General features: G+C 71.5%; 11 protein-coding genes. 5 read left to right on the top strand and 6 right to left on the bottom strand.

Going from position 1 to position 14,567, the window contains the following annotated elements; genetic code table 11:
* The first annotated feature begins 8 nt into the window (after positions 1-8).
* Positions 9-716: a hypothetical protein gene (locus AQJ67_RS48575; protein ID WP_062718892.1), complete on the top strand. Its 708-nt coding sequence runs from the start codon at positions 9-11 to the stop codon at positions 714-716.
* Here the strand turns inward: AQJ67_RS48575 and AQJ67_RS13380 are convergent.
* Positions 656-1,420 (bottom strand): hypothetical protein, encoded by a 765-nt coding sequence (locus AQJ67_RS13380; RefSeq protein ID WP_062718890.1) that lies wholly within the window; start codon positions 1,418-1,420, stop codon positions 656-658. The genes AQJ67_RS48575 and AQJ67_RS13380 overlap by 61 nt on opposite strands.
* A 73-nt stretch (positions 1,421-1,493) precedes the next feature.
* Between AQJ67_RS13380 and AQJ67_RS13375 the strand changes: the two genes are divergently transcribed.
* Positions 1,494-2,273 carry an adenosylcobinamide-GDP ribazoletransferase gene (locus AQJ67_RS13375; RefSeq protein ID WP_062718888.1) on the top strand — a complete coding sequence of 260 codons (780 nt, stop codon included), beginning with the start codon at positions 1,494-1,496 and terminating at the stop codon, positions 2,271-2,273.
* A 19-nt stretch (positions 2,274-2,292) separates the two neighbouring features.
* Here the strand turns inward: AQJ67_RS13375 and AQJ67_RS13370 are convergent, their stop codons facing one another.
* The 5 genes from AQJ67_RS13370 to AQJ67_RS13350 form a co-directional block, all read right to left on the bottom strand.
* The gene (locus AQJ67_RS13370; protein ID WP_062718886.1) at positions 2,293-3,078 is read right to left on the bottom strand and encodes an endo alpha-1,4 polygalactosaminidase; all 786 of its coding nucleotides are present in this window, start codon (positions 3,076-3,078) and stop codon (positions 2,293-2,295) included.
* Positions 3,075-3,725: a spherulation-specific family 4 protein gene (locus tag AQJ67_RS13365; RefSeq protein WP_062718884.1), complete on the bottom strand. Its 651-nt coding sequence runs from the start codon at positions 3,723-3,725 to the stop codon at positions 3,075-3,077. The genes AQJ67_RS13370 and AQJ67_RS13365 overlap by 4 nt, the downstream gene beginning before the upstream one ends.
* A complete protein-coding gene (locus AQJ67_RS13360; RefSeq protein WP_062718882.1) occupies positions 3,722-5,176 on the bottom strand; it encodes a hypothetical protein in 1,455 nt (484 codons plus the stop codon). The genes AQJ67_RS13365 and AQJ67_RS13360 overlap by 4 nt, the downstream gene beginning before the upstream one ends.
* Complete coding sequence (gene pelF / locus AQJ67_RS13355; RefSeq protein ID WP_062718880.1) at positions 5,173-6,693, bottom strand: GT4 family glycosyltransferase PelF; 1,521 nt, start codon at positions 6,691-6,693, stop codon at positions 5,173-5,175. The genes AQJ67_RS13360 and pelF overlap by 4 nt, the downstream gene beginning before the upstream one ends.
* Positions 6,694-6,839: 146 nt before the next feature.
* The gene (locus tag AQJ67_RS13350) at positions 6,840-8,873 is read right to left on the bottom strand and encodes a hypothetical protein (protein ID WP_062718878.1); all 2,034 of its coding nucleotides are present in this window, start codon (positions 8,871-8,873) and stop codon (positions 6,840-6,842) included.
* Positions 8,874-9,243: 370 nt separating this feature from the next.
* Here AQJ67_RS13350 and AQJ67_RS13345 point away from each other — a divergent pair, with 370 nt between their 5' ends.
* The 3 genes from AQJ67_RS13345 (at position 9,244) to sucB (ending at position 14,294) form a co-directional block, all read left to right on the top strand.
* Positions 9,244-10,785 (top strand): leucyl aminopeptidase, encoded by a 1,542-nt coding sequence (locus tag AQJ67_RS13345; protein WP_062718876.1) that lies wholly within the window; start codon positions 9,244-9,246, stop codon positions 10,783-10,785.
* Positions 10,786-11,119: 334 nt separating this feature from the next.
* Complete coding sequence (lpdA, locus tag AQJ67_RS13340) at positions 11,120-12,508, top strand: dihydrolipoyl dehydrogenase (protein ID WP_062718874.1); 1,389 nt, start codon at positions 11,120-11,122, stop codon at positions 12,506-12,508.
* Between the two features lie 61 nt (positions 12,509-12,569).
* Complete coding sequence (gene sucB, locus AQJ67_RS13335; protein ID WP_062718873.1) at positions 12,570-14,294, top strand: 2-oxoglutarate dehydrogenase, E2 component, dihydrolipoamide succinyltransferase; 1,725 nt, start codon at positions 12,570-12,572, stop codon at positions 14,292-14,294.
* The last annotated feature ends 273 nt before the right edge of the window (positions 14,295-14,567 follow it).

Genomic DNA, 14,567 nt, shown 5'->3' with positions numbered 1-14,567 from the left:
CCCCACTCGTGAGAGCTGACACCCTCAGCCGTTGGATCCGTGCCGAGTGGGGGGCGCTGTACCTCGCCGTTCGGAGGGTGTCGGCCGGGCGGCGATGGTGGGCGGCCCTGCCGATGACGCTGGGGGCCGTCTGTCTGACGGGGCTCGTGCAGGTCGTGCAGAACCAGCCCTGGGGGTACCAGGCCGTTCAGGACCTCGGGGCCGTCCGCGCCGAGGACCCGCTGGGGCCGGCGCTCGCGCGGACGCCGTTGTCCCTGTTCGTGCCCGCCCTCGACCTGCCGGTGTGGGGCGCGCTCGCGCAGATCCTGGTGGTGTTCGGGATCGCGGAGCTCTGTCTGGGCCGATGGCGCACGCTCGTCGTCGCCTACGTCGCGACCCTCGCCGGCACGCTGTACGCGCGCGTGGGCATCGCGCTCGGTCCGGACCACCCGATCGGGCTGCCCGCCTCGGACGCGCGGGTCGTGGACACGGGGCCGTCGGCGGCCGTGGTGGGGCTGGCGGTCTTCCTCGGGTGGCGCTACGGCGCGTATGTCACCGCAGCCGTGGTGATCGTGGCGATAGTGGTCGAGGTCGTGCTGAAGGACAACCTCGCCGGGAAGGAGCACCTGGCGGCCATCGCGGCGGTGCTGGTGCTGTGCGCGGTGTCGGCGGTGCGTCAGCGGCGTTCCAGGGCCCGGGGCGGCTCCACGTCGGGGGCACCGCCGATCCAGTCCTGAAGTTTGCGGCTGGGTCCGCTCCAGCGTCTGTCGTGGTGGTAGGCGCGCAGCCAGGACTTGGCGCGGGCGCGCGGACGGCGCCGGTAGAAGCGTTTCGCCCACGGGGAGACCGGACGGGCCAGGCGGACGGCGCCGAACAGGGCGACGAAGGGGATGACCACCCCGAAGATCGCCATCCGGGCCTTGCCCTTGAACAGGGCGATCAGGGCGACGAAGAAGTTCCCGGCGATCGTGCTGAGCACCGTCCCACGGTTCTGGAGCTCGTCGTCACTGAGGTCGTTGACCCCGAAGGGCGCGTAGCCGAGGAGGAACAGGCCGGCCAGGGCGGCGGTGAGCACGACGACCTCGACGCTCTTGCGGCCCGCCTCGGTCCAGTACACGTCGTCCAGATGCAGGATCAACGCGAACTCGTCCAGGACGAGCCCCGCGCCGATCCCGAAGACCACCGCGGCCGCGGCCGCGCCGAAGCCCCGTTGACCACTGGCCACCGCGCAGAAGCCGCCGATGACCGTGAGGAGGATCCCGGGGACGACGTGGTGGATGTGGACGCTGCCGGTCTCGATGTTGCGGAACGGTCCTTTGCCCGCGCGGATCATGCGGGTGATGACGCGGGTGACGAGGAAGGTGACCACGAAGGCGGTCAGGGCCAGGAGCAGCGGAAGCTTCCCCGGTTCGACGATGTTGCGCTGCCACCAGTCACCCATGGTCTCAGTGTGTCCGGGTCGGGGGCGGGCCGCCTGGCGGGGCGGACGTCCGGGCTACCCTGCCGACGTGTCCATGACCCCGCCGCCCCTGCACGGTCTCCGTTTCGCCTTCGGCACCCTGAGCGTCCTCCCCGTGCAGGTGAGCCGCTGGGACCGGGAGGCGGCGCGCGGCGGAATGCTGTGCGCCCCGCTGGTGGGGGTCGTCCTCGGCTGCGGTGCCGCCCTCGCCGCACTCGCGCTGCTGTTCCTCGGTGCGGGTCCCCTCCTCGCCGCCGTCGCCGGCGCCGCCGTCCCCGCCGTACTCACCCGAGGGCTGCATCTCGACGGCCTCGCCGACACCGCCGACGGGCTCGGCAGCGGCAAGCCCGCCGAGGACGCGCTGCGGATCATGAAGCAGTCGGACATCGGCCCCTTCGGGGTCATCACGCTCGTGTTCGTGCTGCTCGCGCAGGTGGCCGCGCTCGCCCAGCTGTACGACGACTCCTGGGCCCGGGGCGCCCTCGCCACCGTCGTCCCGGCCGTCGCCGCCCGCCTCGCGCTCACCCTCGCCGCCCGCACCGGCGTGCCCGCCGCCCGGCCGGAGGGGCTGGGGGCCGCGGTCGCCGGCGTCGTTCCGGTACGGGCCGCGGTGGCCGTCGCCCTGGCGGTGACCGGGGTCGCCGCGGCGGCGGGCGCGCTCTTGGGGACGTACGACATCGTCCGCACCGCCCTGGCGGTCGTCGCCGCGCTCGCCGTCGCCGAGCTGCTGCTCCGGCACTGCACGCGCCGCTTCGGGGGCGTCACCGGCGATGTCTTCGGCGGCCTCGCGGAGACGGCGGCGACCACCGCGCTCGTGGTGCTGACCCTGGGCTGACCCCCCGTCCGCCCGGTTCTCAGCACGCCCGGCGCCACACCCCCAAGTCGTACTTCTTCAGCATCGAACTCAGTTTCAGACGACGGGACTGACCGCAGAAGCTGCGCGTCGGGACCTCGTACTCGACGTGGAAGACCGCCTTGCCCGCCTCCACGAAGGGGCTGAGGGCCGTGCACTCCTCGTACTGGGCGCACTGCTCGTTGACCGCGAAGTCGAAGTCGTCGACCAGCTCGGGAATCTGGTCCAGGTCGTTCTTCAGGCCGACCGCCAGGCCTCGCTCGTGGGCCAGCCTCGCGACGAGCCGGTTGTAGCGGAGCTGGTCGGCGGCCTTCAGCGGGAAGCCGGTGCTGTTGCGGTAGCCGTCCATGTTGTCCGGCTCGACCGCGTCGAAGCCCTTGTCGCGGCACATGTCGATCCGGGCCGCCAGCAACGGCTCCAGGACGTCCGTGCGCCGGATGTCGAGCCAGCGCTCGCCCTCCCAGCCGTTGCCCTTGCCGAGCACCGCCCTGGGGAACTTCCCGGCGTCGGGCCGCCAGTCCTCCCAGGCACCGGTGGAGAGATAGCAGATGACCTTGCGGTCCTGGCCGTGCAGCCCGGCGACCGTGGCCTTCGAGTGGTCGAAGCCGTCGATGTCGTACACCGGCACGTCGACGGAGGTGTCGAGGCGCCCGCTGAGCTGCCACTGCCAGGCCGTACCGGGGCGCGGCTGCCAGCGGTGCCCGCTCGGCTCCTCGTCCTCGGCGGGCCCCGCGGTGCAGCCCGCGAGCAGCGACAACAGGGCGACCAGCGACAGAACGCGTCTCACAGGGTGGGCTCCAGAGCGTGCGGCAACGTACCCCAAGGATGATCCCCCGTCCCGGGCACCCCGCAGTACACGCGGGCCCCGCGCTCCCGGGCCGTTCCGGCCAGGTCGACGCCGGCCGGGACGCCGTGGACCAGATGACACAGCCGTACGCCCGTGCCGCCCCGCCACTCCTGCGGCCGCGCGGCCGTGTACGACTCCCAGGTGCCCTCGAAGGTGACCAGGACGTCGGCGATCCTGGCGTACGAGGGGTCCGGCGGGGTGCCGTGGTTCAGGACGACCGTTCCGTGACCGGCGCCCCGGGCGGCCGCAGCGAGGCGCCGGTAGTACGGGAACTCCGCACGGCCGGAGGCGACCTGGTCGAGGAAGACGCCGTCGGCGTCGTACCAGTCCCGGTGCCGTACGAGGTCCTGTACGACGTCGGCCTGGGGTCTGCGGCCGTAGTCGGTGTCGACGTAGCCGAGCACCCGGACGTCCGCACGCCGCAGTCTGTCGGCGACCTCGGCGAACGCCGCGTCGGGTGTCTCGCCGGGGCCGCTGGCCGGGTTCAGGACGACCCCGTGGACGCGGGGCGCGGCCTCGATAATCGCGTCCCATTCGGCGGGGCGGGCGGACGGGTGCTCGTAGTAGGGGATCAGCAGGTCGTTCATCGGTGGGCGGTCACTCTCCCCAACAGGGCGCAGACGAGGGCGGTCTGCGCCACCGCGGCCGTCGCGTGGACGATCAGGCCGGTCCAGTGCGGGCCGCCTGTGTGCGTCACCAGGGCGACCGTCTGGGCGAGAGCGGCCACGCAGCAGATCGTCGTCGTGCCGAGTACCGCGCCGAAGGACTGGAGCAGCAGGCCCGTCCACAGGACGACGCCGAGGAGGAGCAGACCGGCCAGGTGCACGCCGGTGATGCCGGTGGTGAGGGTGAGGGCCAGGAGGGCGGCCAGGTAGACCGCTAGGCATTCGGCGACCGTTCGTGCCGTCGTGCGCCGGAACGCCCTGGGGGTGCCGCTGGATCGCAGGCCCGCGAGGGTCGCGCTGCGGAAGCGGTACAGGAGCCATTCGGCGGGGCCCATGCTGAGGGTGAGGGCTACGGCGGCTGGGGCGGCGCCCAGGGCCGTATGAAGGACCAGGGTGCCTGTGGCCAGGCCGAAGACGGCATAGGGGAGGGAGCCCAAGGGGTGGGGGCCCATTGTCGTTTGGCGGCTGCTGGTGCCTTGTGGCTTGTCGCGCCCACGCGGCGGTAGCCGCAAATCGAATACAGCCCCGCGCCCCTTGGGGGGTGCCACTTCGCGTAGGCCCAGAAGTACTACCACCGCGAGCGAACCCAAGAGAAGGACGAGTCGGGCGGCGTCCGGCAGCGGATGGACCAGCGTCAGTACCGCTCCCGCCGTCATCGGCGACAACGCGGCCAGCAAGGACCGTTCGCGGCCCAGCACCAGTAGTACCGTCGCCGCGGCCAGGTAGATCGACTGGCCGGCCGTGAAAGCCAGGGCGGAGGGGTGGGTGGTGCCCGCCACGGCCAGGGACAGCAGGGTGCCGAGCAGGGCGCCCGCTGGAGCGCCCAGCAGCAACGAGCGGCGGGCAGCCCCTCGGTCGCCCGACCCCAGCCAGGAGTACGCCCGATGTGCGAGCCCCTGGTTCCAGGTCCAGCCGACCAGGGCTCCGGCCAGCAGCGGGACCGTGCCGGCGGGGAGGTCGAAGTCGTCGCGTGGGCCGGTGAGGAAGGGGGCGCCGAGGACGTAGCCGAGGCCGGGGAGGGCGAAGACCACGCCGCGCAGGAGGCAGCCGAGCAGGCCGGTCCGCCAGGGGTCGTGGGTGGGGCCGTCCGGCTCCGGGTGGCGGCGTTCGACGCGTTCGTACAGCTCCTCCGCCAGGGCGAACGAGTCCTTCACGCCGTAGCGCTCGCGTATCTGGTCGTCGGACAGGCCGTCGGACTCCAGCAGCGCGGCGATCTCGTCCGGGTGGACGGCGGCGGCTATGAAGTCGGAGAGACGTTCGGCGAGTTCGTCGAGGGGGTCGGGCCGCGCCCAGCTGGGGGCGGTGCGCTGGCGCGGTACGGCGGGCAGGGTGTCGGGGTGGGCGCCGGGCGGCATCCAGAGGCTGCCGCTCACCAGCCGGTTCCGTCCGTCGCGACCTTCTCGTACCAGGGGTCGCGCAGTTCGAGGGTCCAGTCGGCGACCGTCTCCAGCGTGGGCTCGTAGACCTCGGCGCCGCCCGCGAGCTCCTGGTAGATCGTCCGGAAGTTGTCCACGGAGCGGCGCAGCGTGAAGCGGTCGATGACGCGCTGTCGGGCCGACTCGCCCAGTTCCAGGCGTCGTTCGTCGTCGCGGAGCAGGGTCAGCGCGGCGGCGGCCATCTTCTCCGGTTCGCGCGGCGGGACGACCAGGCCGGTGTCGCCGACGGCCTCGCGCACTCCCCCGACGTCCGTCGAGACGGTCGTACGGCCGCAGGACATGGCCTCGATGATGGAGAACGGGAAGCCCTCGGAGATGGACGACAGCATGACGACGTGACCGGCGGCGTAGGCGCGCCAGACCTCGCTGATGCGGCCCTCGAAGGTCAGGCCGTCCGTCACGCCGAGTTCGGCGGCGAGCTTCTCCAGTTCGGTGCGGTAGGCCTCGCCGCCGGGCGGGACCGGGCCGAACAGGCGCAGCCGGGTCTCCGGGAGTTCGGCGCGGACCATGGCGTAGGCCCGCAGGAGGGTCTTCAGGTCCTTGATGGGGTCGACGCGGCCGCACCAGGTGAGGGTCGGGACCTCGGGCTCGGGGCCGGCGTGCGGGAAGGCGTGCGGGTCGACGCCGTTGTACACGGTGCGGATCTTGTCGGCGTCGGCGCCGCCGCGCTCCTCCCAGCGGCGGTTGTACTGGTTGCACGGTGTGATCAGGTCGGCCGTGCGGTAACCGTGTGAATTCAGTTCACGGTAGAAGCCGAGCATGAACGCCTTCACCGGCCAGCGCTGGGCGTCGCTGCGGTAACCGAGGTAGCGCTCGCGCAGATAGATGCCGTGCTCGGTCAGGAGGAACGGCACGCCGTCCAGTCTGCGGGCGGCGAGGGCGGGGAGCGTGGCGAGGCCGCTGCTCACCGCGTGGGCGACCGAGTCCTCGGGGATCCGGATCCCGAGCGGGCGCAGGGCGTGTTCCAGCAGGTCGGTCGCGGTCAGTGCGTCGTGGACGGTCGGGTCGGCGGCCGCGGTCGGCAGATGCGGCATCGTCCATATCCACATCAGCGACCGCAGCGCCGACTCGGTGCGCAGGGCCGCCGACAGCCGTCCGTCGCGGGCGAGTTCGGCCAGCTCGTCCAGGGCCTCACCGAAGTCGCAGTGCGCGTCGGGGTCCAGGAAGGAGAGCAGGAAACGCTCGTAGGCGTCGAGGAAACGGCGCCGGGACCTGCCGTACGGAGGCCGTTTGTGCCCTGGACGCGGGCCCCAGGTCGGTACGGAGGTGTGCCGGTGGACGTTGGGCGGCAGCTCCCAGGTGACCGGTTCGCGGCCGGTTCCGGTGAGCGAGACGATGTGGAAGTCGACCTCGGGCATGCCCTTGACGAGCTGGTCGCACCAGGTGCTGACTCCGCCGTGGACGTGTGGGTAGGTGCCTTCGGTGAGCATGGTGACGTGGCGGCCTGTAGGCATGGCTGGGCTTCCCCCTGTTGTGCTGATGATGTGCGGGGAACTGCTGCCCGGACCCCGGCCACCGCCGCGTCGTGGCTGGTCGCGCCCACGCGGCGGTAGCCGCAAGTCCAAAACAGCCCCGCGCCCCCAAAGAAGGGGGCGATGCCCTACGGCAACTTCAAGGTGATGGCGCTTTGCAGAAGCTCCGGCTTGGTCCAGGCCGAGCGGCTGCCCGCGTACGGCGTCCCGAACGCGGAGGTTCCGAGCAGGAGTTGCTTGGTCGTGCCCTCCGGCGCGGTCACGGGGATCAATGTCCCGTTGGGCGCTTTGACGGTGACCGTCTTGCCGATGCGGTACGCCGTGACGGAGCCGTTGGCCACGGCGGTCTGCCAGGTGGCGCGGCGTTGGAGTTCGGTGCCGATGGCGCTCTGGGCGAGGTTCTCGACGGGGGTGTTGTCGGCGAAGAGCGACTGGTAGTCGGTGAGGACCTTGTCCAGGACCGGGTAGAGCGTCCGGTCCTCGGCGAGGTTGGACTGGTGGGCGTAGTGCGGGCGCGGGTCGTTGCTGATCGCATGCCCGAGGGCGGTACGGGCCTCCAGCGGGACGATGTACTCGCCGTACCCGGTGGTCAGGTCCAGGGGCGCGTCCAGGCAGGTGGAGGCGGGGTTGGTCGCGCAGATGCCGCTGCCGCCGTCGGCCGTGGAGGTGTAGATCCAGTTGTACTCGTCGACCATCTCCTCCTCGGTGCCCACGTTGTAGTAGACGTTCATCGGGTACCGGGGCACGGTCCGGGCGGCGCCCACCGAACGCTGGGCGGGGTCGCGGGAGTTGTCGGAGGCGATCCACGTGACGCCGTTGTCGGCGAGGGCGCCGGCCAGGTTGGGGTTGTCGGCGGGCTGCTGCGGGAGGGTCTTCAGGCCGGAGTGCTCGCCGGTCACGAGTTCCGTGCGGTCGAGCGGGAGGCCCTTGGCGACGCCCCAGTTGTGGTTGTCGCGGATCTGCGCGGAGATGTCCGCGCGGCTCATGTACCTCGTCGAGCCGTCGGCGTTCCTGGCGCAGCTCCACGGGACGGTCGAGGTGTCCTGGACGCAGCCGAGGAAGGGGTGCGTGTAGGTGTGGTTGATCCAGCGGTACTGCGCCTTGTCGGCGAGCAGCCGGTCGGTGAGCGGGTCGGTGCCGCCGTTCTCGCTCTTCCACTCCTCGCCGGAGCCGGCGTTGTAGACCATGTCCAGCTTGAAGCCGCGCTGCCGCTGCCACTGCGCGGCGTGCACGGCGTCCTCGGCGGTCATCCGGATCGGCGGGACCTCCTCGCCGGGGCCGCCCACGCAGTCGATGTCGCCCGGCGTGCAGTTGCGTGCGGTGTCCCAGCGGGCGTCGGGCGCGAAGACGTCGTCGACGTGCACCGCGAAGTAGTTGCGCGCCTGCCCCAGGTGCACGCCCTGCGTCAGCCATTCGACGATGCCGCGGGCGAGGACCCGGAACTGCTGCTGGTACTCGTTGTAGGCGAAGGTCACCACCAGCTCGCGGCGGCCGTCGTGGCTGTACTCGCCGATCAGGCTGCCGCGCCCGGAGCCGGCGGGCACGGGGGCGTCGACATAGCTGGTGAAGCCGGCCCGGGGCCGGGCGACGAAGCCGTAACTCTCCAGTACGGCCGGGTCGTTGTCCTCGAACCGGAAGGCGCCGTCGAGGTAGCCGAAGTACCCCGCCTTGCCCGCGGTCGTGACGGCTGCCTCCTGCCCGTCGAGTGACCCGGTCCAGCCGCCCTCGCTGGTGTAGTCGAGGCCGACGCCCGGGTGGGCCCAGGTGTAGGCGTCGACCTGCGGGATGCCGTAGGTCCGCTCGTAGCTCTCCAGCGCGGTCTGCTCGGCGGACCCCTCCCCGAAGGGCGCCTCGTTGGGCAGGACGACGCCCTGGTACTTGGCGCGGGGCGTGCCGTTCACCGTGTCGCTGAGGAACGTGGCCGTGATGGCCGGGCGGTTCGCGTCGTTCAGGTCGACGGTGGTGTACGGGATGCCGGTGCTCTTCAGCTGGGCGGTGATCGCCCGGACGGGGCTGTCGCCGTTGTCCACGACCAGCACCCTGAGATCGATCCGCGGCTGTGCGGCGGCCGCGGCGCCGGGCACTCCCAGACCCAGCGCCAGCAGACCGGTGGCCGCCACGACAGCGGCCGAGTTTCTCCATCTGTGCGCACTCTGCGCCATTGGTCGCCCCTTCCCCCCAGAAGATCCCCTTGTGGCCGCTTGCGGTGAATCGGCGGAGGATCCGTGGAAATCATGCAAACCGGCAAGCTGACCGCTCACCGGAACCAGACGAGTGTGACTCAGCTCACCAAGGCGGAGGATCAAGAAATGACCGTGACGCCACCGACGGGTGAACGCCCGTAGGAATGAGCGAACGCTCACACGAGCGTAGGCTCGTCCCGAGTGTTCGCCGTGCCGGGGAAGGCCCCGCTGATACCGCACCCGTTGAGACCGCGTCAGTGGGTCGGAAATAGGGTCGGCCGTCGGGCCCGGTCGACCCACACGTTTTCGGCCATCGCAAACTTCACATCGGAAGCGAGATTTCACCACCGTGACTGCTCTCACTCTCAGCACCGCCGCGGCGCCCGGCCTGCGCGCCGACGCGATCGTGATCGGTGTCGCCAAGGGCGCCGGCTCCAAGGCGGCGGGCCCGGTCGTCGCACCGGGCGCCGAGGCCGTGGACAAGGCGTACGACGGCAGGCTCGCCGGCGTCCTGGAGACCCTCGGCGCCTCGGGTGCCGAGGGCGAGGTGACGAAGCTCCCCGCGCCCGCCGGGTTCAAGGCCCCGCTCGTGGTGGCGGTCGGCCTGGGTGCCGCGCCGGAGAAGGACGGCGAGTACGACGGCGAGGCGCTGCGCAAGGCCGCCGGTGTCGCCGCCCGCGCCCTCGCCGGTTCGAAGAAGGCCGCGTTCGCGCTGCCGCTGGGCGACGCCGGTGACATCGGTGCCGTCGCCGAGGGCGTGCTGCTCGGGGCGTACTCCTTCGACGCCTACAAGGACAACGGCAAGAACGTATCGGCGAAGAAGAACGGCAAGGCCCCTCTCGCCGAGGCCGCGCTGCTCGGCGGCAAGCCCCGCGACAAGGAGCACAAGGCCGCGCTGGAGCGTGCCACCGCCGTCGTCGAGGAGCTGAACCGCGCCCGCGACCTGATCAACACCCCGCCCAACGACCTCACCCCCGAGTCCTTCGCCGCCATCGCCACGGCGGCCGGCAAGGAACACGGCATCAAGGTGCAGGTGCTCGACGAGAAGGCGCTGACCAACGGCGGCTACGGCGGCATCCTCGGCGTCGGCTCCGGCTCGGCGGCCGCTCCGCGGCTGGTGAAGCTGTCGTACACGCACTCCAAGGCGGACAAGCACCTCGCCCTGGTCGGCAAGGGCATCACCTACGACTCGGGCGGCATCTCGCTGAAGCCGGCCGGGCACAACGAGACGATGAAGTGCGACATGAGCGGCGCGGCCGCCGTGTTCGCCGCCGTCGTGGCCGCCGCGCGCCTCGGCCTCCAGGTGAACATCACCGGCTGGCTGGCGCTGGCCGAGAACATGCCCTCGGGTTCCGCCGTGCGCCCCGGTGACGTGCTGCGCATGTACAGCGGCAAGACCGTCGAGGTCCTCAACACGGACGCGGAGGGCCGGCTGGTGCTGGCGGACGCGCTGTGGGCGGCGTCGCAGGAGAAGCCGGACGCGATCGTGGACGTGGCGACGCTGACCGGTGCGATGGTGCTGGCGCTGGGGAACCGGACGTTCGGTGTCATGGCCAACGACGACGCGTTCCGCTCCGCGATCGTGGAGGCGGCCGAGGAGGTCGGGGAGGCGTCGTGGCCGATGCCGCTGCCGGAGCACCTGCGCAAGGGGATGGACTCGCCCACCGCCGACATCGCCAACATGGGTGAGCGGATGGGTGGCGGGCTGGTCGCCGGGCTCTTCCTGCGGGAGTTCGTGGGCGAGGGGATCACGTGGGCGCACCTGGACATCGCGGGGCCTGCGTTCAACGAGGGCGGGGCCTTCGGGTACACCCCCAAGGGGGGTACGGGGTCTGCGGTGCGGACGCTGGTGCGGCTTGCCGAGCTCACGGCTGCCGGTGACCTGGGCTGACGTCGGTTCTTGTTGACGGGGCCTCGCGCGCGGGTAGGGCGAGGCCCCGTCGCCACCCAGCTCGGTCCAGTCCGTCTTGTGGCGGCTGCGGGCCGCATGTGGCTTGTCGCGCAGTTCCCCGCGCCCCTTACCGGCATGACCGCGCCCCGTGCCTGGAAGCCGAAGGTGGGACGTCTCACACACCGGCCCGGCGTCTCGTTCGGTGTGGACAAGTGCGAAGATGGGGCTCGGCAGGACAGGGCCCCACCACAGGGCCGAAGAAAGAGCGGCCGGACACCAGCCGCCGACCGGTCACCGCTGACCGGCGTAGGCGCACATGCATGGAGGACGTGACGTGGCGAACGACGCCAGCACCGTTTTCGACCTAGTGATCCTCGGCGGTGGTAGTGGCGGTTACGCCGCGGCCCTGCGCGGGGCGCAGCTGGGCCTGGACGTCGCCCTGATCGAGAAGGACAAGGTCGGCGGCACCTGCCTGCACCGGGGTTGCATCCCCACCAAGGCCCTGCTGCACGCGGGCGAGATCGCCGACCAGGCCCGCGAGAGCGAGCAGTTCGGCGTCAAGGCCACCTTCGAGGGCATCGACATCGCCGGGGTCCACAAGTACAAGGACGGCGTGATCGCCGGCCTGTACAAGGGTCTCCAGGGACTTGTCGCCTCCCGCAAGGTGACGTACATCGAGGGTGAGGGGCGTCTCTCCTCCCCGACCTCCGTCGACGTGAACGGCCAGCGTGTCCAGGGCCGCCACGTCCTGCTGGCGACCGGCTCCGTGCCGAAGTCGCTGCCGGGCCTGGAGATCGACGGCAACCGGATCATCTCCTCGGACCACGCCCTCGTCCTGGACCGCGTGCCGAAGTCCGCGATCATCCTGGGCGGCGGCGTCATCGGCGTCGAGTTCGCCTCCGCCTGGAAGTCCTTCGGTGCGGACGTCACCGTCATCGAGGGCCTGAAGCACCTCGTCCCGGTCGAGGACGAGAACTCCTCGAAGCTTCTTGAGCGCGCGTTCCGCAAGCGCGGCATCAAGTTCAACCTGGGCACCTTCTTCTCGAAGGCCGAGTACACCGCCGACGGCGTCAAGGTCACCCTGGCCGACGGCAAGGAGTTCGAGGCCGAGGTCCTGCTCGTCGCCGTCGGCCGCGGCCCGGTCTCCGCCGGTCTCGGCTACGAGGAGCAGGGCGTCGCCATGGACCGCGGCTACGTCCTCGTCGACGAGTACATGCGGACGAACGTCCCGACCATCTCCGCCGTCGGCGACCTGGTCCCGACCCTCCAGCTCGCGCACGTCGGCTTCGCCGAGGGCATCCTGGTGGCGGAGCGTCTGGCCGGTCTGAAGACCGTCCCGATCGACTACGACGGTGTCCCGCGGGTGACGTACTGCCACCCGGAGGTCGCCTCCGTCGGTATCACCGAGGCCAAGGCCAAGGAGATCTACGGCGCGGACAAGGTCGTCGCTCTGAAGTACAACCTGGCGGGCAACGGCAAGAGCAAGATCCTGAACACCGCGGGCGAGATCAAGCTCGTCCAGGTCAAGGACGGTGCCGTCGTCGGCGTCCACATGGTCGGCGACCGCATGGGCGAGCAGGTCGGCGAAGCCCAGCTGATCTACAACTGGGAGGCGCTGCCGGCCGAGGTCGCCCAGCTCATCCACGCCCACCCGACGCAGAACGAGGCGCTCGGCGAGGCCCACCTGGCCCTGGCCGGCAAGCCGCTGCACGCGCACGACTGATCCCTCGGTCGACGAAGCGACGACTCAGACTTCCGCAATTTCGTAAGGAGCAACCGAAACCATGGCGGTTTCCGTAACCCTTCCGGCGCTCGGCGAGAGCGTCACCGAGGGCACTGTCACCCGCTGGCTGAAGGCCGAGGGTGAGCGCGTAGAGGCCGACGAGCCCCTGCTCGAAGTGTCGACCGACAAGGTCGACACCGAGATCCCCTCCCCCGCCGCCGGCGTCCTGGCCTCCATCAAGGTCGCCGAGGACGAGACGGTCGAGGTCGGCGCCGAGCTGGCCGTGATCGACGACGGCACGGGCGCCCCCGCGGCCGCCCCCGCCCCGGCCGCCGAGCCCGAGCCCGCCGCGGCTCCGGAGCCGGCCGCTGCCGCCCCCTCCACCGAGCAGGCGGCCCCGGCCCCCGCTCCCACCGCCGAGGCCGCCGCCGGCGCCGGCTCCGCCGAGGGCACGGACGTCGTCCTGCCCGCGCTCGGCGAGTCCGTCACCGAGGGCACCGTCACCCGCTGGCTGAAGTCGGTCGGTGACAGCGTCGAGGCCGACGAGCCGCTGCTGGAGGTGTCGACGGACAAGGTCGACACCGAGATCCCCGCGCCCACCTCCGGCACGCTGCTGGAGATCGTGGTCGGCGAGGACGAGACGGCCGAGGTCGGCGCCAAGCTGGCCGTCATCGGCGTCGCGGGTGCCGCTCCGGCTCCGGCCCCCGCCGCTCCGGCCGCGCCCGCCGCTGCCGCCCCGGCTCCGGCCCAGCCCGCGGCTCCGGCTCCCGCGCCGGCCGCCCCGGCCCCGGTCACCCCGGCTCCGGCCGCTCCGGCCGCCGCCAAGGCGACCGACGAGGGTGCCTACGTCACCCCGCTGGTGCGCAAGCTCGCCGCCGAGAACGGCGTCGACCTGGGCGCCGTCAAGGGCACCGGCGTCGGCGGCCGTATCCGCAAGCAGGACGTCATCGCCGCCGCCGAGGCCGCGAAGGCCGCCGCCGCTGCTCCGGCTCCGGCCGCTGCTGTGACTGCCGGAGGCCATGCCGCCCCCGCCGCCAAGAAGGCGCCGTCCCTGGAGGCCTCCCCCCTCCGTGGCCAGACCGTCAAGATGCCGCGCATCCGCAAGGTCATCGGCGACAACATGGTCAAGGCGCTGCACGAGCAGGCGCAGCTGTCCTCGGTCGTCGAGGTCGACGTCACGCGTCTGATGAAGCTGCGGGCCCGGGCCAAGGACTCCTTCGCCGCCCGTGAGGGCGTCAAGCTGTCCCCGATGCCGTTCTTCGTCAAGGCCGCGGCCCAGGCGCTGAAGGCGCACGCGCCGATCAACGCCAAGATCAACGAGGCCGAGGGCACGATCACCTACTTCGACACCGAGAACATCGGTATCGCGGTGGACTCCGAGAAGGGCCTGATGACCCCGGTCATCAAGCACGCCGGCGACCTCAACATCGCGGGCATCGCCAAGGCCACGGCCGACCTGGCGGGCAAGGTCCGCGCCAACAAGATCACGCCCGACGAGCTGTCCGGCGCGACCTTCACCATCTCCAACACCGGTTCGCGCGGTGCGCTCTTCGACACGATCATCGTGCCGCCGGGCCAGGTCGCGATCCTCGGCATCGGTGCCACGGTCAAGCGCCCGGCGGTCATCGAGACCGAGGAGGGCACGGTCATCGGCGTCCGCGACATGACGTACCTGACCCTGTCCTACGACCACCGCCTGGTCGACGGCGCCGACGCGGCCCGTTACCTGACGGCGGTCAAGGCGATCCTGGAAGCGGGCGAGTTCGAGGTCGAGCTCGGCCTGTAATCGCCGACGAAGCAGTACGGCGCCCCGTCCGGGACTTCTCCGGGCGGGGCGCCGCTTTTGTTGGGGCGCCTGAGAGCTCGGTGCGGTGCGTCGGTGGGCGGGTGCGGGTGGTTCGTGGTTGCTCGCGCAGTTCCCCGCGCCCCTTGGGGCAGGTGCAGCGGACCCACCTCCAGGGGCGCGGGGAACTGCGCGACCAGCCAACGACTACCCGCACCCGCCCACCGACAGATCACCCTCCCCCTTAGGCGCCCGGCCCACCCGAACCCCATGTAA

This window comes from Streptomyces caeruleatus (assembly GCF_001514235.1).
Classification (GTDB): domain Bacteria; phylum Actinomycetota; class Actinomycetes; order Streptomycetales; family Streptomycetaceae; genus Streptomyces; species Streptomyces caeruleatus.
Note: the sequence above shows the minus strand (reverse complement) of the source record. Positions and strands in the feature narration are given on the sequence as shown.

What these genes read in the sequence shown, in the direction of transcription:
- AQJ67_RS13350 (WP_062718878.1), bottom strand. Translation starts at nt 8,873, where the DNA reads ATGGCGCAGAGTGCGCACAGATGGAGAAACTCGGCCGCTGTCGTGGCG.
- sucB (WP_062718873.1), top strand. Translation starts at nt 12,570, where the DNA reads ATGGCGGTTTCCGTAACCCTTCCGGCGCTCGGCGAGAGCGTCACCGAG.
- pelF (WP_062718880.1), bottom strand. Translation starts at nt 6,693, where the DNA reads ATGCCTACAGGCCGCCACGTCACCATGCTCACCGAAGGCACCTACCCA.
- AQJ67_RS13375 (WP_062718888.1), top strand. Translation starts at nt 1,494, where the DNA reads ATGACCCCGCCGCCCCTGCACGGTCTCCGTTTCGCCTTCGGCACCCTG.
- AQJ67_RS13365 (WP_062718884.1), bottom strand. Translation starts at nt 3,725, where the DNA reads ATGAACGACCTGCTGATCCCCTACTACGAGCACCCGTCCGCCCGCCCC.
- AQJ67_RS13380 (WP_062718890.1), bottom strand. Translation starts at nt 1,420, where the DNA reads ATGGGTGACTGGTGGCAGCGCAACATCGTCGAACCGGGGAAGCTTCCG.